The organism is Streptomyces sp. NPDC050263, assembly GCF_040655955.1.
In the GTDB taxonomy this organism is placed as follows: Bacteria; Actinomycetota; Actinomycetes; order Streptomycetales; family Streptomycetaceae; genus Streptomyces.
The window spans coordinates 150,053-167,451 of record NZ_JBFAKW010000003.1 but is presented as its reverse complement, the minus strand read 5'-3'; the positions used below and the strand labels follow the sequence as shown (position 1 = coordinate 167,451).

General features: G+C 71.4%; 17 protein-coding genes, 1 tRNA gene and 1 pseudogene. 7 read left to right on the top strand and 12 right to left on the bottom strand.

What is annotated here, in order from left to right; translation table 11 throughout:
* The 3 genes from AB0J04_RS02475 to AB0J04_RS02465 all read right to left on the bottom strand — a co-directional run.
* A partial coding sequence (locus AB0J04_RS02475; RefSeq protein WP_363166505.1) for an ATP-binding cassette domain-containing protein occupies positions 1-312 on the bottom strand: 312 nt, incomplete at its 3' end.
* A gap of 5 nt (positions 313-317) precedes the next feature.
* On the bottom strand, positions 318-1,394 hold the full coding sequence (locus AB0J04_RS02470) for an ABC transporter permease (RefSeq protein WP_363166504.1): 1,077 nt from the start codon (positions 1,392-1,394) through the stop codon (positions 318-320).
* Entirely contained in the window at positions 1,394-2,410 is a 1,017-nt protein-coding gene (locus AB0J04_RS02465) for a sugar ABC transporter substrate-binding protein (protein WP_363166503.1), read from the bottom strand. The genes AB0J04_RS02470 and AB0J04_RS02465 overlap by 1 nt, the downstream gene beginning before the upstream one ends.
* Before the next feature lie 371 nt (positions 2,411-2,781).
* On the opposite strand from AB0J04_RS02465, the gene AB0J04_RS02460 reads away from it, so the two are divergent.
* On the top strand, positions 2,782-3,567 hold the full coding sequence (locus AB0J04_RS02460) for a GntR family transcriptional regulator (protein WP_363166502.1): 786 nt from the start codon (positions 2,782-2,784) through the stop codon (positions 3,565-3,567).
* 12 nt (positions 3,568-3,579) lie between these two features.
* Here the strand turns inward: AB0J04_RS02460 and AB0J04_RS02455 are convergent, their stop codons facing one another.
* The 5 genes from AB0J04_RS02455 to AB0J04_RS02435 all read right to left on the bottom strand — a co-directional run bounded on the left by AB0J04_RS02455 (position 3,580) and on the right by AB0J04_RS02435 (position 7,551).
* The gene (locus tag AB0J04_RS02455; RefSeq protein ID WP_363166501.1) at positions 3,580-4,338 is read right to left on the bottom strand and encodes an SDR family NAD(P)-dependent oxidoreductase; all 759 of its coding nucleotides are present in this window, start codon (positions 4,336-4,338) and stop codon (positions 3,580-3,582) included.
* A 2-nt stretch (positions 4,339-4,340) separates the two neighbouring features.
* Positions 4,341-5,519: an acyl-CoA dehydrogenase family protein gene (locus AB0J04_RS02450; protein ID WP_363166500.1), complete on the bottom strand. Its 1,179-nt coding sequence runs from the start codon at positions 5,517-5,519 to the stop codon at positions 4,341-4,343.
* 198 nt (positions 5,520-5,717) lie between these two features.
* The gene (locus AB0J04_RS02445) at positions 5,718-6,290 is read right to left on the bottom strand and encodes a TetR/AcrR family transcriptional regulator (protein ID WP_363166499.1); all 573 of its coding nucleotides are present in this window, start codon (positions 6,288-6,290) and stop codon (positions 5,718-5,720) included.
* Between the two features lie 45 nt (positions 6,291-6,335).
* A complete protein-coding gene (locus tag AB0J04_RS02440; protein WP_363166498.1) occupies positions 6,336-7,322 on the bottom strand; it encodes an aldo/keto reductase in 987 nt (328 codons plus the stop codon).
* Between the two features lie 152 nt (positions 7,323-7,474).
* A tRNA-Pro gene (locus tag AB0J04_RS02435) sits at positions 7,475-7,551 on the bottom strand.
* Positions 7,552-7,650: 99 nt separating this feature from the next.
* Here AB0J04_RS02435 and AB0J04_RS02430 point away from each other — a divergent pair.
* The 3 genes from AB0J04_RS02430 to AB0J04_RS02420 all read left to right on the top strand — a co-directional run bounded on the left by AB0J04_RS02430 (position 7,651) and on the right by AB0J04_RS02420 (position 11,131).
* Positions 7,651-8,145 carry a DUF309 domain-containing protein gene (locus AB0J04_RS02430; protein ID WP_363166497.1) on the top strand — a complete coding sequence of 165 codons (495 nt, stop codon included), beginning with the start codon at positions 7,651-7,653 and terminating at the stop codon, positions 8,143-8,145.
* 42 nt (positions 8,146-8,187) lie between these two features.
* Complete coding sequence (gene cobF, locus AB0J04_RS02425; protein ID WP_363166496.1) at positions 8,188-8,961, top strand: precorrin-6A synthase (deacetylating); 774 nt, start codon at positions 8,188-8,190, stop codon at positions 8,959-8,961.
* Between the two features lie 85 nt (positions 8,962-9,046).
* The gene (locus AB0J04_RS02420; RefSeq protein WP_363166495.1) at positions 9,047-11,131 is read left to right on the top strand and encodes an MDR family MFS transporter; all 2,085 of its coding nucleotides are present in this window, start codon (positions 9,047-9,049) and stop codon (positions 11,129-11,131) included.
* A 27-nt stretch (positions 11,132-11,158) separates the two neighbouring features.
* Here the strand turns inward: AB0J04_RS02420 and AB0J04_RS02415 are convergent, their stop codons facing one another.
* Positions 11,159-11,899 (bottom strand): cobalt-precorrin-6A reductase, encoded by a 741-nt coding sequence (locus AB0J04_RS02415; RefSeq protein ID WP_363166494.1) that lies wholly within the window; start codon positions 11,897-11,899, stop codon positions 11,159-11,161.
* Positions 11,900-11,903: 4 nt separating this feature from the next.
* Positions 11,904-12,677 (bottom strand): sulfite exporter TauE/SafE family protein, encoded by a 774-nt coding sequence (locus AB0J04_RS02410; protein WP_363166493.1) that lies wholly within the window; start codon positions 12,675-12,677, stop codon positions 11,904-11,906.
* Positions 12,678-12,826: 149 nt separating this feature from the next.
* Between AB0J04_RS02410 and AB0J04_RS02405 the strand changes: the two genes are divergently transcribed.
* A complete protein-coding gene (locus AB0J04_RS02405) occupies positions 12,827-13,627 on the top strand; it encodes a lysophospholipase (protein WP_363166492.1) in 801 nt (266 codons plus the stop codon).
* A 62-nt stretch (positions 13,628-13,689) separates the two neighbouring features.
* On the opposite strand, the gene AB0J04_RS02400 is transcribed toward AB0J04_RS02405, so the two are convergent.
* Entirely contained in the window at positions 13,690-14,943 is a 1,254-nt protein-coding gene (locus tag AB0J04_RS02400; RefSeq protein WP_363166491.1) for an amidohydrolase, read from the bottom strand.
* 206 nt (positions 14,944-15,149) lie between these two features.
* On the opposite strand from AB0J04_RS02400, the pseudogene AB0J04_RS02395 reads away from it, so the two are divergent.
* Positions 15,150-15,561: pseudogene (locus AB0J04_RS02395) on the top strand (response regulator transcription factor); the annotation flags it as partial.
* A 4-nt stretch (positions 15,562-15,565) separates the two neighbouring features.
* Here AB0J04_RS02395 and AB0J04_RS02390 read toward each other — a convergent pair.
* Positions 15,566-16,435: a Cof-type HAD-IIB family hydrolase gene (locus AB0J04_RS02390; RefSeq protein ID WP_363166490.1), complete on the bottom strand. Its 870-nt coding sequence runs from the start codon at positions 16,433-16,435 to the stop codon at positions 15,566-15,568.
* Positions 16,436-16,557: 122 nt separating this feature from the next.
* Between AB0J04_RS02390 and AB0J04_RS02385 the strand changes: the two genes are divergently transcribed.
* Positions 16,558-17,349 carry an SAM-dependent methyltransferase gene (locus AB0J04_RS02385; RefSeq protein ID WP_363166489.1) on the top strand — a complete coding sequence of 264 codons (792 nt, stop codon included), beginning with the start codon at positions 16,558-16,560 and terminating at the stop codon, positions 17,347-17,349.
* Positions 17,350-17,399: the final 50 nt, after the last annotated feature.

Sequence of the window (17,399 nt, the reverse complement as noted above, 5' to 3'; positions counted from 1 at the left end):
GGCGATGCCCTTGTCGAGGGCCTCGCGCGGGGTGCTGAAGCGCACCGGCGCGCCGTCGACGAGGAACTCGCCCTCGGTGTGCTGGTGCAGCCCCGAGATGATCTTGATGAGGGTCGACTTGCCCGCGCCGTTGTCGCCCAGGACGCAGGTCACCTTCCCCGGGTGCACGGTCAGGCTCACCCCGTGCAGCGCGCGGATGTTGCCGTACGCCTTGCCCGCGTTGCGGAGTTCGACGATCGCCCCGTCCGCGCTCTCGGGAGCGGTGTCCGCGATGACGGCCCCGTGGGTGCCGGTCTTCTTGCTGGATGTCATGGGGGTCACCTCCGGGTCGCCGTGCGGCTGACCCACAGATTGATCAGGACGGCGCCCAGGAGCATGACGCCGAGGAAGGCCTTGAACCAGTCGGGGTTCCAGCCGGCGTAGACGATGCCCTGCTGCACCATGCCGAACATGAACGCGCCGAAGACCGGGCCGATCGCGCTGCCGGCGCCGCCGGTCAGCAGACAGCCGCCGATCACCGCCGCCGAGATGTAGATCAGTTCCTGGCCGACGCCCTCGCCGGACTGCACGGTGTTGAAGGTGAACAGCTGGTGCATGCCGACGAACCAGGCGCCGAAGCCGACCAGCATGAACAGCGAGATCTTCGTGAACCTCACGGGCACGCCGACCGCCCGGGCACTGTCCTGGTTGCCGCCGACCGCGAAGATCCAGTTGCCGTACTTCGTGCGCAGCAGCACCCAGGTGGCCAGCGCCGCGAAGACCAGCCAGTACACGATGGTGATCTTCACCTGGACGCCGCCGACCTCGAAGGACGAGGCGAAGACCTTCTTCGCCTGGCCGAAGCCGTCCATGTCGCTGATGTCGTCGGTGGCCACGTTGGTGGTGACCAGCTTGGTCACCGCGAGGTTGACGCCCTGGAGGATCAGGAAGGTGCCCAGGGTGATCAGGAAGCTGGGCAGACCGGTCTTGACGACCATCCAGCCGTTGAGGAAACCGATCGCCAGCGACACGATCAGGGCGACGATCACGCCCACCCACACGTTCATGCTGAGCTGGTAGGCGAGCATGCTCGCGGTGAGCGCCGAGGTGATCACGGCGACGCCGGCGGACAGGTCGAACTCCCCGCCGATCATCAGCAGCGCGACGGGCAGGGCCATGATCCCGATCGTCGACGACTGGTACAGGATGTTGGCCATCGAGCTGCCCTCGCGCACCGGCGGCGCGGAGATCAGGAAGAACACGTACACCGCGACGGCGCCGAGGAACACGCCGACTTCGGGACGGGCCAACAGACGTAGTGCGAGCGGGCGTTGCGCGGTCCGGCAGTCGGTCTTCTGCGGGCCGGAGGCCGGCGGTGTGGTCACCGCCGGCTCGGCATGCTGGGCCATACTCATCACCTGGTGCCCTTCGCGGCGAACGCCGCCACCGCGTCGACGTTCGTCTTGTCGACGAAGGCGGGGCCGGTCAGCACCGGGGCCTCGCCGCCGCCCATGTAGTTGCCGTTGTTCTTGTACAGCCAGAGCGAGTCGATCGCGAGGTAGCCCTGGAGGTAGGGCTGCTGGTCGACGGCGAACTCGACCGTGCCCTTGCTGATGGCGGTGGTCAGGTCCTTGTTGAGGTCGAAGGTGGCGACCTTGGCCTTGCTGCCCGCGTCGGTCACCGACTGACCCGCCGTCAGGGCGAAGGGGGCGCCGAGCGTGACGACGTAGTCGATGGCCTTGTCCTGGGTCAGCTTGGCGGTGATCGTCGACTTCACCGACGGCATGTCGGTGCCGTTGACGTAGAGCACCTCGGTGGATCCGGTGAACGTCTTCTTCACACCGTCACAGCGCTGGGTGAGACCGATGTTGCCCTGCTCCTGGATGACACAGACGGCCTTCTTGGCGCCGGCCGTGTTCAGCCGCTTGCCGAGCGCCTCGCCCGCCACCGTCTCGTCCTGGCCGAAGAACTCCAACAGACCGAGCTTCTGCCAGTCGCTCACACCGGAGTTGAGGCCGACCACCGGTATCTTCGCGGTCTTCGCCTTGGCTATGACGTCCTTCAGCGCGTCCGGCTTGGCGAGGGTGACCGCGATGCCGTCGACCTTCTGGTCGATCGCGTTCTGCACCAGGTTGGCCTGGCCGCCCGCGCTCGGGTCGGCGGAGTAGACCAGCTTGACGTTGTCCTTCGCCGCGGCGGCCTCGGCGCCCTTGCGGACGATGTCCCAGAAGGTGTCGCCGGGAGACTGGTGGGTCACCAGCGCGACGGTCATCTGAGGGGTACTCGCCTTGCCCGCGGAAGCGCCGTCCGCGCTCTCCTCGGCCTTCTTGCCACCAGAGCCGCTGGAACAGCCCGCGAGGGTCAGGGCCGCCGCCGCGGCCATGGCCACGATCGGGGCGATTCTGCGCGAGCGGAAGGGAGAGCTTTCCATCTTTCCTGCACCTCACTGTGCGACGGGGGGAAACGACGGGGAAGGGGAGAGGCGATCACGAGGATCCGGGGCCCGTTTCACTTCAGATTGGGGCCATGGAGCCAGGTCCGCGACTGTTCGGTTGTCTTGGACCGGGCCCGTGCACTGATGGGACCGGATCCAATCCCTTGGCGAGCTCACTGTCAATACTTTGTTAAGACATCATTTCACAAGCAGGTCCGAATGTAAGAACAAAGTCTTGACAGTGCGAGCCCTCGGGACCTACACCTGGGAGACGCCACACCCCCGACCACCGAAGGAGTCTCTCAAATCGGCGCGTCGGCCCACTCACCGACCTGATCACGACCCCACCGAACCGAGGAGGCGCCCCGATGGCCAAGACCGGCGACCGCACCCGCGCCGTGCCCGGCTCCGCGCTCGACGCGCTGCACTTCGCGCTGGACCGCACGAGCCCCGTACCGCTCTACTACCAGCTCGCCCAGCAGCTGGAGGCGGCGATCGAGCAGGGGGCGCTGGCCCCGGGCAACCTCCTGGGCAACGAGATCGACCTGTCGACCCGCCTCGGGCTGTCCCGTCCGACGGTCCGCCAGGCCATCCAGTCACTGGTCGACAAGGGCCTGCTGGTGCGCCGCCGGGGAGTCGGCACCCAGGTCGTGCACAGCCAGGTGAAACGGCCGCTGGAACTGAGCAGCCTCTACGACGACCTGGAGTCGGCCGGCCAGGGACCGACCACGCATGTCCTGCGCAACGAACGCGTGCCGGCGCCCGCCGACGTCGCGGCCTCGCTCGGCATCTCGGAGGGCAGCGAGGTCACGCTCCTGGAACGGCTGCGGGCCACTCACGGACAGCCGGTGGCGTTCCTGTGCAACTACCTGCCCCCGGCGCTCCTGGACCTCGACACGGACCGCCTGGAGTCGACCGGCCTGTACCGGATGCTGCGCTCGGCGGGCATCACGCTGCACAGCGCCCGCCAGACCATCGGCGCCCGCTCCGCCACCGTCGAGGAGGCCGCTCTCCTCGCGGAACAGGAGGGGGCGGCCGTGCTGACCATGCAACGCACGGCGTACGACGACACCGGCCGCCCGGTCGAGTACGGGACGCACATCTACCGCGCGTCCCGCTACGCGTTCGACTTCCAGCTCCTGGTCAGACCCTGAGCCCTCGAAGACTCATCGCGGGGCCATCCGCAGCGCGCCGTCCATGCGGACGGTCTCGCCGTTGAGGTAGTCGTGGTCGACGATCGCCAGCGCCAGGTCGGCGTACTCCTCGGGCCGGGCCAGCCGGCGCGGGAAGGGCACGCCGGCCGCGAGCGAGGCGCGGAACTCCTCCGACACCGTGGCCAGCATGGGCGTCTCGACGATGCCCGGGGCGATGGTGCACACCCGGATGCCGTACTGCGCGAGGTCGCGGGCGGCGGGCAGGGTCAGGCCGACGACGCCGCCCTTGGAGGAGGAGTAGGCGGCCTGGCCGACCTGACCGTCGTAGGCGGCGACGGAGGCGGTGTTGACGATGACGCCCCGCTGGCCGTTCTCGTCGGCCTCGGTCTCGGCGATGGCCTCCGAGGCGAGCGCCAGCACGTTGAAGGTGCCGATCAGGTTGATCTGGATCACCTTGGCGTACAGACCCAGGTCGTGGACGCCCTTCTTGCCGAGGATCCGCGCCGACGGGCCGATGCCGGCGCAGTTGACGACCGTCCGCAGCGGAACGCCGGACCCCGCCGCGGTCGCGACGGCGGCGCGCACCTGCTCGGGGTCGGTGACGTCGGCGGGGACGTAGGTGACGCCGTCGACCTCGGGCGCCTTGTCGATGCCGTCCTTGAGGTCGAGGGCGAAGACCTGGGCGCCGCGCCCGGCGAGCGCCTTCGCGGTGGCCGCGCCGAGGCCGGACGCACCGCCGGTGACGAGGGCGGCGGTGTGGGCGAGCTGCATCATCACTCCTTGCCGAGGACGGTGAGCACACCGCCCTCGTCACGGTCCAGCGCACGGGAGATGATCATGCGCTGGATCTGGTTGGTTCCTTCGAAGATCTGCATGACCTTGGCCTCGCGCATATAGCGCTCCACGGGGAAGTCACGGGTGTACCCGTACCCCCCGAGGACCTGCACGGCGTCCGTGGTCACCTTCATGGCATTGTCCGTGGCCACGAGTTTGGCGATCGACGCCTCCCGTGTGAAGGGCAGGCCGAGGTCCTTCAACCGGGCGGCGGACAGCGCGCTGGCGCGGGCCGACTCGATCGCGGCGCTCATGTCGGCGAGCACGAACGCCAGCCCCTGGTGCTCGATGATCGGCTTGCCGAAGGTCTCCCGCTCGCGGGCATAACGCACCGCGTGGTCGAGAGCGCCCTGCGCGAGGCCGCAGGCCACGGCGGCGATGCCGAGCCGGCCGTGGTCGAGGGAGGCGAGCGCGATCTTCAGCCCCTGCCCCTCCTCCCCTATCCGGCGCTCCACGGGCACCCGCACGTCCTCCAGGCGCATGGTCGCGGTCGCCGAGCCCGTCAGACCCATCTTCCGCTCCGGCGGGTCGGCGCTGAGCCCCGGGGCGTCGGCCGGGACGAGGAAGCAGGAGATGCCACGGCTGCGGTCGTCGGAGGTACGGGCCATGACCGTGTAGAAGTCGGCACAGCCCCCGTGCGTGGTCCAGGCCTTGGTCCCGTTCAGCACGTACTCGTCGCCTTCGCGCACCGCGCGCGTGAGCATGGCCGCCGGGTCGGAGCCGGCGTGCGGCTCCGACAGGCAGTACGCGCCGAGCAGCTCACCGCTCAGCATGTCCGGCAGCCACCTGCGCCGCTGCTCGTCGGTGCCGAAGCGGGCGAGCGGGAAGCAGGACAGGGCGTGCACGGAGATGCCCACGGCGACGCTCGACCAGACGGCCGCGACCTCCTCCAGCACCTGGAGGTAGACCTCGTAGGGCTGGTCCGCCCCGCCGTCCCGCTCGGCGAAGGGCAGACCGAGCAGGCCGCTGCGCCCGAGCGTGCGGAAGACGTCCCGGGGGAACGCTCCGTCCGCCTCCGCGTCGGCGACCCGGGGTGCGAGTTCCTTGGCGGCGAGGGTGCGCGTGAGCTGGATGAGCTCGACGGCCTCCTCGGTCGGCAGGGCGCGGGTGGCAGGCATGGCGACCTCCACGGAGTAGTGCTGGAAATGATACTGGAAATGATACTGGGGTGCGTACGAACGTATCATCCACAGTACGGCCACGGCGCGCGCGGCAGGAACGCGAACAAGCCAGGTTTCCGGACGTCAGGACGTCAGGACGTCATGCAGTCCGGACTTCATGACGTCAGGACGTCAGGACGTCCGGACTTCAGGACTTCAGGGCGAGACGGCGTGCACGATCAGCGAGGCGAGCTGTTCGTAGGCCTCGGCGTCGGTCAGTCCGGTGCGCGCCTGGAGCTCGCCCTGCTGGATCTGGCGCATGGTCGCGGCGGCGACCTCGCCGACGAACGCGGTGTTCACCTCTCGGAAGGCACCGCCCGAGACGCCCTCGGCGATCAGCCGGCGCACCCGCTCCGCGGCCATCCGGGTGTTGGCCTCGTACACCTCGCGGGCGGGCGGGAAGTCCGCCACGTCGTCGAGGAACCGGCGCGAGAGCGGGCGCAGCTGTTCGGCCACGGCGGTCAGGTACGCCCGGACCCGGTCCGAGGGGTCGACCGTCTGCGCCACCCGCTTCTCGACGGCCTCGGTGGCCCCTCGGAAGTAGTGCTTGACCGCCTCCACGACCAGCCCCTGTTTGCTGCGGGCGAGCTGGTAGAGCGTGGTCTTCGAGCAGCGCAGCCGCTCGGCGAGGTCGTCGAGCGTGAGGTCCGCGAACCCCTCCGCCGTCAGCAGCGCGACGAGTCGTTCCAGCAGGTCCGCCTGTCTGGCGGTACGGCGGGGGGACGGCATGATCCCAGCGTAGTCCCCGGTTACCAGCCGGTCACTCGCACGTCGTCAGTGCACCGAGTCCAGCCGCGCGCGCTGATCCTCCGTCAGCTCCAGGTCGACGGCGGCCAGGTTCTCCTCCAGTTGCGCCACCGACGACGCCCCGGCCAGCGGGACGATCGGCAGCTCCCCGCCCAACTGCCAGGCCAGCACGACCTGGTTGACGCTCACGCCGGTCTCCCGGGCGACCTCCCGCAGTACGGCGAGCCGGGCCGGGGTGCCCGGGTGGTCGTAGGCCGGCGGCAGCGGCCGGTCCTCGCGGGTGTAGGCGCCCTTGAGCAGCGGCGAGTAGGCGACCAGGGTGAGGCCGGGCTCGGCGCGCAGGTAGCCGAGGAGTTCGGGGCCGGCGTGGCCGAGGCTGCCGTCCGGGAAGAGGTCGTCGGGGATGTCGGCGCGCGGGCGCAGATGGCTGTGCTGGTACTGGAGCACCTCGTAGCCGGGCAGGCCGGCCGCGGCGGCCAGGGCACGGGCCCGCTCCACCCGCCACATGGCCTGGTTGCTCGCCCCGAGCAGCCCGACCGTGCCCTCGGCGACGAGCTCGGCGAAGCCCTCGACGGTCTCGCGCTGCGGGACGGTGTGGTCGTCGATGTGGGCGTAGAGCAGATCCAGCTTCTCGACGCCGAGCCGGTCCCGGCTGCGTGCCGCGGACTCGCGGATCACCTTCGCCGAGAGCCCCTCCGGGTTGTCCGTGTAGCTGGTGCCGGGGGCCAGCGGGCGGGCGCCGAGCTTGGTCGCGAAGACGATCTCGTCGCCGACGCCCCGGCTGCGCCGCCACCGGCCGAGCAGTTCCTCGCTCTGTCCGCCCTGGCCGCCGTCGGTCCAGAAGGCGTAGTTGTCGGACGTGTCGACGAAGTTCCCGCCGGCCTCGACGTACCGGTCGAGAATCGCGAAGGACGTGTCCTCGTCGGTCGCCGACCCGAACCACATCGCCCCGAGCGCGAGCACGCTGACCTCGCGGCGGGTGGCCGGGTCGGTGCCTATGGTGCGGTACTTCATGATGGATCCTCCCGTTCGGCCGGCGTCGGTCCGTCCGCTCCGGCCCGAAGGGGAGTCTTCAACTTGAAGTGCACTTCAGCGCAAGGCCCGCACAACGAAAAAGACCGCCTTCTCAAAGTTGAGAAGGCGGCTACCGACCCGCTGAAGAAAGCTGGTCGGGACGACAGGATTTGAACCTGCGACCCCTTGACCCCCAGTCAAGTGCGCTACCAAGCTGCGCCACGTCCCGATGCGCTGTACACGGCGTGTCCGTGTGATCGCGCGAACAGCACTTTACCCCACGCCGGGCGCTGCGCCGAAGGCGACCGGAGCGCGGGACAATCGCCGTATGGACACGACGCGGGACCGGGACGGCGAGGGGCGGGCGCGCAACGCACGGCCGCGGGACGGACTGGGCCGGCCGCTGCCGTACGGCGCGGCCGGGGTGGAGCGACAGCCCGAGGGCGTGGTGCGCACGCCGCAGGAGAGCGTCGCCGAGGCGCAGGCCCTGCTGGACGCCGGAAAGCCGTTCCACGCGCACGAGGTCTTCGAGGACGCCTGGAAGTCCGGCCCCGAGGCGGAGCGCGCCCTGTGGCGGGGGCTCGCCCAGCTCGCGGTGGGGCTGACGCACGCGGCCCGGGGGAACCTCACGGGCGGGGTGCGGTTGCTGCGGCGGGGCGCCGGGGCCGTGGCGGAGTGGGAGGCGGACGCGGGACCGGAGCGGGGGCGGCCGCACGGCATGGATCTCGCCGGGCTGGTCCGCTGGGCGCATGAGCTGGCGGACACCGTGGAGCGGACGGGCGAGGCGGTCGACGCGCGGGCGCGGGCTCCACGGCTGCGCTGACCCGGCACGGTCACTGTCAGTGGCGTACGGCAGACTCGGGGCGTGCGAAAGATTCATGTCATCGGCATCGGCGCGGGCGACCCCGAGCAGCTCACCCTCCAGGCGGTCCGGGCGCTGCGGAGCACGGACGTGTTCTTCGTCCTGGACAAGGGCGAGGTGAAGAGCGACCTGACACGGCTGCGTCACGACCTGCTGGACACGCACATACCGCACGGCTCCTACCGGGTGGTCGAGGCCCGGGATCCGGAGCGGGACCGCCGGGCCGGCGGCGCTGCCTACTCCCCGGCCGTCGGCGACTGGCGCAGCGCCCGCGCGGAGATCTACGAGCGGCTGATCGCCGAGGAGCTCGGCGAGGACGAGAGCGGCGCGTTCCTGGTGTGGGGCGACCCGGCGCTGTACGACAGCACGCTGGGCATCCTGAAGGAGGTGCTGGACCGCGGCACGGTGGCCTTCGAGTACGACGTCGTGCCCGGGATCAGCAGTGTCTCGGCGCTCGTCGCCCGGCACCGCACCGGTCTGAACCGGGTGGCGCGGCCGGTGCAGATCACCACCGGCCGGCGCCTCGCGGAGGGCTTCCCGGAGGGGGTGGACGACGTGGTGGTGATGCTGGACGCCCACCAGACGTTCCGGCAGTACGCCGAGGACGACGTCGACATCTACTGGGGCGCCTACATAGGCACCCCGGACGAGATCCTCGTCTCCGGTCCGATCGCCGAGGCCGGTCCGCGTATCGAGCGGCTGCGCGCCGAGGCCCGTGAGCGCAAGGGCTGGATCATGGACACGTATCTGCTGCGTCGCAACCCGGGCCAGGAGTAGCGCCGGCCGGCCGGCCCGCCCGCCGGGTTGCCCCGGGCGGCCCGCCCCACGTGCAGGGACGGCGGGCCGGTGTGATCGTGACCTCGTGACCGCCACCGAGGAAATCGCCCCGGCCACCGCCCAGCCCCCCGTCCTGGATCCGCGCCGCCGGAACATCGTCTTCGGGACCATCGTGCTGGGGATGCTGCTCGCGGCGCTGGACCAGACGATCGTGGGCACGGCGCTGCCGACCATCGTGTCGGACCTCGGCGGGGCCGCGCACATGTCCTGGGTGGTCACGTCGTACCTCCTCGCGGAGACCGTCGCGACCGTGCTGGTCGGCAAGTTCGGCGACCTGTTCGGCCGCAAGGTGGTCTTCCAGATCTCGGCGATCGTCTTCATCACGGGCTCGTTCCTGTGCGGCCTGGCGACCGACATGACGCTGCTGATCGCCTGGCGGGCGCTCCAGGGCGTCGGCGCGGGCGGGCTGATGGTGACGGCGATGGCGCTCATCGCCGACGTCATCCCGCTGCGCGAGCGGGGCAAGTACCAGGGCGCGATCGGCGCCGTGTTCGGCGTGGCGACCGTCGTCGGACCGCTGCTGGGCGGGCTGTTCACGGATCACCTGTCCTGGCGGTGGGCGTTCTACGTCAACGTGCCCCTCGCGATCCTCGTCGTCTTCGCGGCCGCCCGCACCATCCCGGTGGTGAAGTCGGCGGTCCGGCCGGCCATCGACTACCTGGGCATCGCGCTGGTCGCGGTCGGCGCGAGCGCGCTGATCCTGGCGACGAGCTGGGGCGGCAACGAGTACGCATGGGGTTCGGGCGTCGTCATCGGCCTGTTCGTCGGCGGTGCGATCGCCCTCGCCCTGTTCTGCGTGGTCGAGACCCGGGCCGCGCAGCCGATGCTCCCGATGCGGCTGTTCGCCAACCCTGTCTTCACGGTCTGCTCGATCCTCAGTTTCATCGTCGGCTTCGCGATGCTCGGCGCGTTGACCTACCTGCCGACCTACCTCCAGTACGTCGACGGCGACTCGGCCACGGTCTCCGGCGTGCGCACCCTGCCGATGGTGCTCGGTCTGCTCATCGCGTCGATCTTCAGCGGCAACGTGGTGAGCAGGACCGGGCGGTACCGCCTCTTCCCGATCGTCGGCTCGCTGGTGATGGGCGTCGGCCTGTATCTGATGTCCCTCATGGGCCCCGGCACGAGCGCGTGGCTGGAGTCGCTGTACATGTTCGTCCTCGGCACCGGCATCGGCCTGAGCATGCAGGTGCTGACGATCGCCGTGCAGAACACCGTCGAGTACGCCGACCTCGGCACCGCCACCTCCGGCGTCACCTTCTTCCGCACCCTCGGCAGCTCCTTCGGCACGGCCGTCTTCGGCACCCTCTACACCAACTCGCTGACGCCGAACCTGAAGGACGGCATCGGGTCCGCCGCTTCGGCGGCCGCGGGCAGCGTCGACACCGCGACCATCGCCAGGGCGGCGACCAGCCCGGAGGGCCTGCACGACCTGCCCTCCGACGTCGCCGCCCCGATCATCCAGGCCTACGCGGACACCATCGAGACGGTGTTCCTGTGGACCGTGCCGGTGGCGGCCGTCGGCTTCGTCGTCGCGCTGTTCCTCAAGCAGGTCCAGCTGCGCGACAGTGCGCGGATGGGCTCCACCGACATGGGCGAGGGCTTCGGCCAGCCGTCCGGCGCGGACTCCCGACGGGTCCTGGAGGCCTCCGTCGCGAAGATCATCGGCCAGGCGGACCCGAACACCGCGCGCCGCCTCTTCGAGCAGTCCGACACCCGCCTCGACGTGGCCGGCGCCTGGGCGGTGATGCAGGTCGAGCTGTTCACCCGGATGGTCGGCCACGCCAGCCTCGGCCTGATCTCGGCCCGCCGCCACATGCCGCCGGAGGTGCTGCTGCCGGTGTTCGACCGCATGGTCGACGAGGGCTATGTGACCCGCCACGGCTCCCTCCTCAGCCACACGGAGGCGGGCGCCCGCGAAGCCCGGGTGATCACCGAGGAATGGGGCAGATGGCTGGAGGACCGCGTCGCACAGGACATCGGCCGCCCGTCCGGCAGCGACCTGCGGGCAGCGGTCGACACCATCTCCAAGCGACTCCTGGTCGAGGACCTCGACGACCGCCTGCCCCAGCGCGGGCGGCCGGCGGAGCCGGCGGTCGACGCGCCCTGAGAGCCGCTCGCGCGGACGCGCCACCGGTCAGCCGAGCCCCAGCCGCTCCAGCACGCCCCCCACGTCCGGCACCACCGTCACGCCCTGCGGCAGCGGCGGCCGCCGCACGACCACCACCGGCAGCCCGAGTTCGCGCGCCGCGTGAAGTTTCGCCGCCGTCGCCGCTCCCCCGCTGTCCTTGGTGACGACGACGTCGATGCGGTGCTCGCGCAGCAGTGTCAGTTCGTCGGCGACGGTGAACGGGCCACGGGCCAGGACCAGTCGGACGTCCGACGGCAGCGGCGCCGCGGGCGGCTCCACGGACCGTACGACGAAGTGCAGCCCGTCGAGGCGGGCGAAGGCCGCGAGGCCCAGCCGGCCCGTCGTCAGCAGGACCCTGCGGCCCACGCGTGGCAGCAGCTCGGCCGCCGCGGGCAGCGAGGCGACCTCGTGCCATCGGTCCCCGGCGTCCGGGCGCCAGCCCGGGCGGCGCAGCACGACCAGCGGCAGGCCGGTCGCCGCCGCGGCGCGCGCCGCGTTCGCGGTGATGCCGGCGGCGAAGGGATGCGTGGCGTCCACGACCGCGTCCGCCCGCTGCTCGCGCAGCCAGTCCGCGAGGCCGTCCGCGCCGCCGAAGCCGCCGACGCGTACGTCCCCGGCGACCGCCCCGGGCCGGGTCACGCGGCCCGCGAGCGAGGTGGTGACGCGGACGCCGGGCAGCGCGGTGAGCGCCGCGGCGAGTTCTCGCGCCTCTGTGGTGCCGCCGAGCACCAGGACATGCCGGGTCATGCGGCTACCTCAGCAGCAGCTGCAGGCCGCCGACCACCGTCGCCGCGATCACCAGCTGTTCGAACAGCCGCTGGTTGATGCGGTGCACCGCCCACTTGCCGAGCAGCGCGCCGGGGACGACGAACGCCACGAGCGCGGCGTCCAGGAGCAGCGAGTTGCCGTCGATCAGACCGAGGCCCGCGCTGAACGGCACCTTCGCGACGTTGACGATCAGGAAGAAGAACGCGGAGGTGCCGAGGAAGCCGAGCTTGCGGAAGCCCGCCGAGAGCAGGTACATCGACATCACCGGGCCGCCCGCGTTGGCGACCATCGTGGTGAAGCCGCCGAGGACGCCGTAGGAGCGGGCCTTGATCCGGCCGGACCGGGTGACCACCGCGTCGGGTTCGTCCGCCGCCTCGGCCGTGCGGCGGCGCCACACCGTGACGCCCGCCATGAACAGCAGGATCGCGCCGATCGACGTCCGGACGATCCCGTCGTCGGCCCACACCAGGAAGACCGTCCCGAAGACCACGCCGGCCGCGACCGCCGGGAACAGCCGCCACAGCGTGGGCCAGTGGGCGTGCCGCCGGTAGGTGAGGACGGCCAGGACGTCGCCGGCGATCAGGATCGGCAGCAGGACGCCCGTGGAGGCGCGGGCGGGCAGGATCGCCGCGAAGATCGCGAGGCTGACCGTGTTGGCGCCGCTGACGGCCGTCTTGGAGAAGCCGACCAGCAGAGCCGCGGCGGCGAGCGCCGCGAACTCCCAGCCGGTGATGTGCCACAACGTCATCGTGTTCATGCGGAGACCGATGCTACGCACATCTAACGGATGCCCACAGAGCCGTCTCGCCAGGTGGCCGGGACGCCCACCGTGGACCGCCGGGCCGCTCCCTGGGAAGATCCACGGGCACCTTCGCCGACACAGCTCGACGCAGCGCTGGAGGAGACATGTCCGAGCACGTCCTCGCGGGCGCCCGCGGCACGATCGTCGCGCACGAATGGCCCCGGGCGCGGCCCCGCTACCTCGCGCTCCTCGTGCACGGCTACGGCGAGCACGCCGGCCGCTACGGGGAACTCGCCGCCGTGCTGACCGGGCACGGCGCGGCGGTGTTCGCGCCCGATCACATGGGGCACGGACGGTCGGCGGGCGAGCGCGTCGTGATCGAGGACTTCGAGGACGTGGTCACCGACGTGCACACCGTGGCGCGACTCGCCCGGGCCGCGCACCCGGACCTCCCGCTGGTGGTGATCGGGCACTCGGCGGGCGGCCTGATCGCGGCCCGGTACGCCCAGCTGCACCGCGACGCGCTCGCCGCGCTCGTGCTGTCCGGCCCGGTGATCGGCGTCTGGGAGACGCCCGGGCGGCTGCTGGCGCAGGCGGAGATCCCCGACGTTCCCATCAACCCCGCGGCGCTCTCCCGCGATCCGGCGGTCGGCGCGGCGTACGCGGCGGATCCGCTGGTCTGGCACGGACCGATGAAGCGGCCGACGCTGGAGGCCTTCGTACGGACCCTGGACCGGGTCGCCGAGGAGGGCGACGTCGGCGGGCTGCCCCTGCTGTGGCTGCACGGCGAGGAGGACCGGCTGGTCCCGCTGCCCGGCAGCCGGATCGGCGTCGAGCGGCTGACCGGCGACACGCGGGCGGAGCGGATCTACCCCGGGGCCCGGCACGAGGTCTTCCTCGAGACGAACAGGGCGGACGTCTTCGCCGACCTGACCCGCTTCCTGGACGCGGCGCTCGCCCGCTGAGGCGGAGAAGCGGCCGCACGACAACCGACCGCCACGACAACCGACCGCCGGGAAGCCGAGGTTCAGAGCGTTCGCAGAGCGAACCGGGACAGCGCCGCCGACACCAGGGTGAGCACCCCCGGCACCAGTACCGACAGGTCCGGTGCGAAGAGCGGGCTGTGGTTGCCCGGCACCGCGTCGAACTTCTCCCTCAACTCCTCCCCCGGCGCCGCCTCCCAGACGTGCGCCGGGGTCGAGGTCACGTACCAGTAGTCGTACGGCACGCCCTGCGGGGCGAGCAGGGAGAAGTCCTCGCTGCCCATCGTCCGGCCGAAGTCGAACACCGTGTGCTCGCCGAGGAGTCCCCGGTGCACGGCGGCGATCTCCCCGTCCAGGGAGGCGTCGTTGACGGTGTTCGGATAGCCGGGGACGACGGTGACCTCGGGCGGGACCGGGCAGCCGGCGGCGGCGCACTCCCCCTCGACGACCCGGCGGATCGCGGTCAGGACGCGCTCGCGCACCCGGGTGTCCTGCGTGCGCACGTTCAGCCCGAGCCGGGCCTCGGCGGGGATGATGTTGGGCTGCGTACCGGCGTGGAACCGCCCCACCGTCAGCACGGCCGACTCGCCGGCCGCGATCTCGCGTGAGACGACGGTCTGCAGCCTGGTCACGATGTACGCGGCCGTCACCACCGGGTCGACGGTCGACTCGGGCCGCGAACCGTGACCGCCCACGCCGTGCACGACGACGTCGACGTCGTCCGAGGCCGCCAGGGTCGGGCCGGGGGTGTGCGGGTAGAACCCGGCGAGCCCGGGCGCGACGTGCTGACCCAACAGCACGTCGGGGCGCGGGAAGCGGGCGTGGATCCCGTCCGCGACCATCGCCGCCGCCCCGCCCTCGGCCTCCTCGGCGGGCTGTCCGACCACTACGAGCGTCCCGGACCAGGTCTCCCGGGCGGCGGCGAGCACCTCGGCGGCGGCCGCCAGCCAGGTGATGTGCAGGTCGTGGCCGCAGGCGTGCATCACCCCGGCCACGGTCGAGGCGTACGGCAGGCCGGTCGCCTCGGGCACGGGCAGCGCGTCCATGTCGCCGCGCAGCCACACCACCGGCCCGTCGCCGTTCGCGAGCACCCCGACCACACCGGTGCGGGCCACCCCCTCCGTCACCTCGTACCCGGCCGCGCGCAGCCGGGCGGCGAGCTTCGCGGCGGTGCGGTGCTCCTGGAAGGACAGCTCGGGGTGGCGGTGCAGATCCTGGTAGAAGGCTTCGAGGTCGCCGGGCTTCAGCCCCGAGGCGATCTCCCGGGTCAGTCGGGCGACGACGTCCGGTGCGGTCATACCACGCAGCCTACGAGGACGGTCCCGGTGACCGCACCCCCGGCAGGCAGACCGAAAAGACCGAACTGCCGAAAGGCCTGAAGTCCGATAGGCCGAGGAACCCGCCGCGAACCATGGCCGTTCGGCCGAGGCGGGCGCAAGCCGCGGCACGCGAAGGCGGAGCCACTTCCCGCCCACCGGCTGCCGGCCGGACCGGACGTCCGGACGTCGCGGACCCGCTGCGGGTGGTCGTGGTCACCACCTTCGACCTGGACGAGTGCGTGTACGGGGCGCTGCGCGGCGGCGCCTGCGGCATCCTGCTGAAGGACTCCGGGCCGACCCTCCTCGCGGAGACGGTCCGGGCGGCCGCCGCGGGCGACTCCCTGGTCTCCCGTCGGTCACGGTCCGTCTGCTCCAGCACCTGACCGGACGTCGTCCGTCTGCTCCAACACCTGACCGGACGTCGTCCGGCCGGTCGCACTGGGCCGGACGGACGCGGAACTCGCCGCCGAGCTGTACGTCTCGCTGTCGACGGTGCAGACGCACCTGTCCAGCGTGCAGCTCAAACCGGGCGCCCGAAACCGGGTCGAGATCGCGGCCTGGGCCTGGCAGCAAGGTCACGCCCAGCCCCGCCCCTGAGGGGTCAGAGGCCGGTGACCGGCAGCTCGAGCAGGCGGACGACGGTCCGCAGCACGCCGTTGTCGTTGTTGGACGGCGCCAGATGCCGGGCCCGGCGGACGACCTCGGGGTGGGCGCCCGCCATGGCGAAGGACCACTCGGCGGCGTCCAGCATCTCCAGGTCGTTGAGGTAGTCGCCGAAGACCAGGGTCTGCGCGGGCGTGATGCCCAGCTCCCGCTGGAGCCGGCGCAGGGCGGCGCCCTTGTTCGCGGTGCGGTTCATGACGTCGACCCAGTGCTCGCCGGACACCACGACCTGGTGGGTGTCCGCGAAGGGCGCCAGCGCAGGCGCGGTGGTCCGCTCGGCGGGCCCGAAGTCGAACAGGGCGACCTTGATGACCTCGTCGTCGACGGCGGCGACGTCCTCGACGACCTGGTGGCGCACGTAGTACTTGCGGACCTCGGCCAGGAAGGCCTCGTCGGCCCGCTCCACGTACGCCGACCGCTTACCGCAGACGACGGCCCCCACGTCGACGCCACCGGCCGCGAGCCCGCGCACGGCGTCGACCAGCCGCGCGAGCACGCCCGGCTCCAGCGGGTCCGAGCTCAGCTCCTCGCCGTCGCGGATGACGTAGGCGCCGTTCTCCGCGATGAACACCATCCCGTCGGCCACGGCGGCGAACTCCCGCTCCAGCGAGGCGTACTGGCGTCCGCTCGCCGGGCTGAACAGCACCCCGCGCTCGCGCAGCCGCGCCAGCACCTCCCAGAGTCCGTCCGGGATCCGCTTGTCGTCGTCGAGGAGCGTGCCGTCCATGTCGGTGACGACCAGGCGTATGTCGACGGGGCCTGCCGAGGGCTCGGGGCCGGTCAGCCGGGGGGCGTGCGAGTAGGGCATGTCCTGCTTCCTGGTACGGGATCACCGGATTTTCACCCTACCGGGGACAGCGGTGATCATCCGGCGGCACAATGGCCGGATGAGGCCCGTGACACGGGCAGGACGTGGGAAGGGGCGGTCACGTGAGCGGGCCGACGCGGCTGGACACCAGCGTGGCGCACAACGCGCGGGTGTGGAACTACTGGATCGGCGGCAAGGACAACTACGAGGTCGACCGGGGGGTCGGCGAGCACGTCGCCGGCATGTTCCCGCTCATCCGGGAGATCGCCCGCGCGGACCGCTGGTTCCTGGGGCAGGCGGTGCGGTTCCTCGCCGAGGAGCGCGGGGTCCGGCAGTTCCTGGACATCGGCACCGGGCTGCCGACGGCCGACAACACCCACGAGATCGCGCAGCGCGTCGCGCCCGAGTCGCGGATCGTGTACGTGGACAACGACCCGATCGTGCTGGCGCACGCGCGCACGCTGCTGACCGGCACGCCCGAGGGCGTCACCGACTACATCGACGCCGACGTGCACGATCCGGCCGCGATCCTCGAACGCGCCTCGGCCACCCTGGACTTCGAGCGCCCGGTCGCGGTGATGATGCTGGGCATCCTGAACTTCGTGCTGGACGTCGAGGAGGCCAAGGACGTCGTCCGCAACGTGATGGCCGAGGTCCCCTCCGGAAGTTTCCTGGTCCTGACACATCCCACGTACGACGGCGAGGTGGGCGGCGAGGGCCAGATCCCGGCGATGAAGTTCTGGAACGAGAACGCCAAGCCGCCGATCACGGCGCGCAGCGGCGCGGACATCACCGCGTTCTTCGACGGCCTGGAGCTGCTGGAGCCGGGCCTGGTGTCCTGCTCGCGCTGGCGCGGCGAGGCCGACTCCCTCGCGGTGGTGCCGCAGTACGGAGCGGTGGCCGTGAAACCCTGACGGACATGACGCACGTACCGGATGTATCGGGTGTGCCGGACGCACCGCTC

Bases quoted from the DNA above. Each gene is read 5' to 3' on its own strand.
- AB0J04_RS02460 (WP_363166502.1), top strand. From the start codon at position 2,782: ATGGCCAAGACCGGCGACCGCACCCGCGCCGTGCCCGGCTCCGCGCTC.
- AB0J04_RS02470 (WP_363166504.1), bottom strand. From the start codon at position 1,394: ATGAGTATGGCCCAGCATGCCGAGCCGGCGGTGACCACACCGCCGGCC.
- AB0J04_RS02455 (WP_363166501.1), bottom strand. From the start codon at position 4,338: ATGCAGCTCGCCCACACCGCCGCCCTCGTCACCGGCGGTGCGTCCGGC.
- AB0J04_RS02410 (WP_363166493.1), bottom strand. From the start codon at position 12,677: ATGAACACGATGACGTTGTGGCACATCACCGGCTGGGAGTTCGCGGCG.
- AB0J04_RS02390 (WP_363166490.1), bottom strand. From the start codon at position 16,435: ATGCCCTACTCGCACGCCCCCCGGCTGACCGGCCCCGAGCCCTCGGCA.
- AB0J04_RS02400 (WP_363166491.1), bottom strand. From the start codon at position 14,943: ATGACCGCACCGGACGTCGTCGCCCGACTGACCCGGGAGATCGCCTCG.
- AB0J04_RS02405 (WP_363166492.1), top strand. From the start codon at position 12,827: ATGTCCGAGCACGTCCTCGCGGGCGCCCGCGGCACGATCGTCGCGCAC.
- AB0J04_RS02465 (WP_363166503.1), bottom strand. From the start codon at position 2,410: ATGGAAAGCTCTCCCTTCCGCTCGCGCAGAATCGCCCCGATCGTGGCC.
- AB0J04_RS02445 (WP_363166499.1), bottom strand. From the start codon at position 6,290: ATGCCGTCCCCCCGCCGTACCGCCAGACAGGCGGACCTGCTGGAACGA.
- AB0J04_RS02415 (WP_363166494.1), bottom strand. From the start codon at position 11,899: ATGACCCGGCATGTCCTGGTGCTCGGCGGCACCACAGAGGCGCGAGAA.
- AB0J04_RS02430 (WP_363166497.1), top strand. From the start codon at position 7,651: ATGGACACGACGCGGGACCGGGACGGCGAGGGGCGGGCGCGCAACGCA.
- AB0J04_RS02440 (WP_363166498.1), bottom strand. From the start codon at position 7,322: ATGAAGTACCGCACCATAGGCACCGACCCGGCCACCCGCCGCGAGGTC.
- AB0J04_RS02450 (WP_363166500.1), bottom strand. From the start codon at position 5,519: ATGCCTGCCACCCGCGCCCTGCCGACCGAGGAGGCCGTCGAGCTCATC.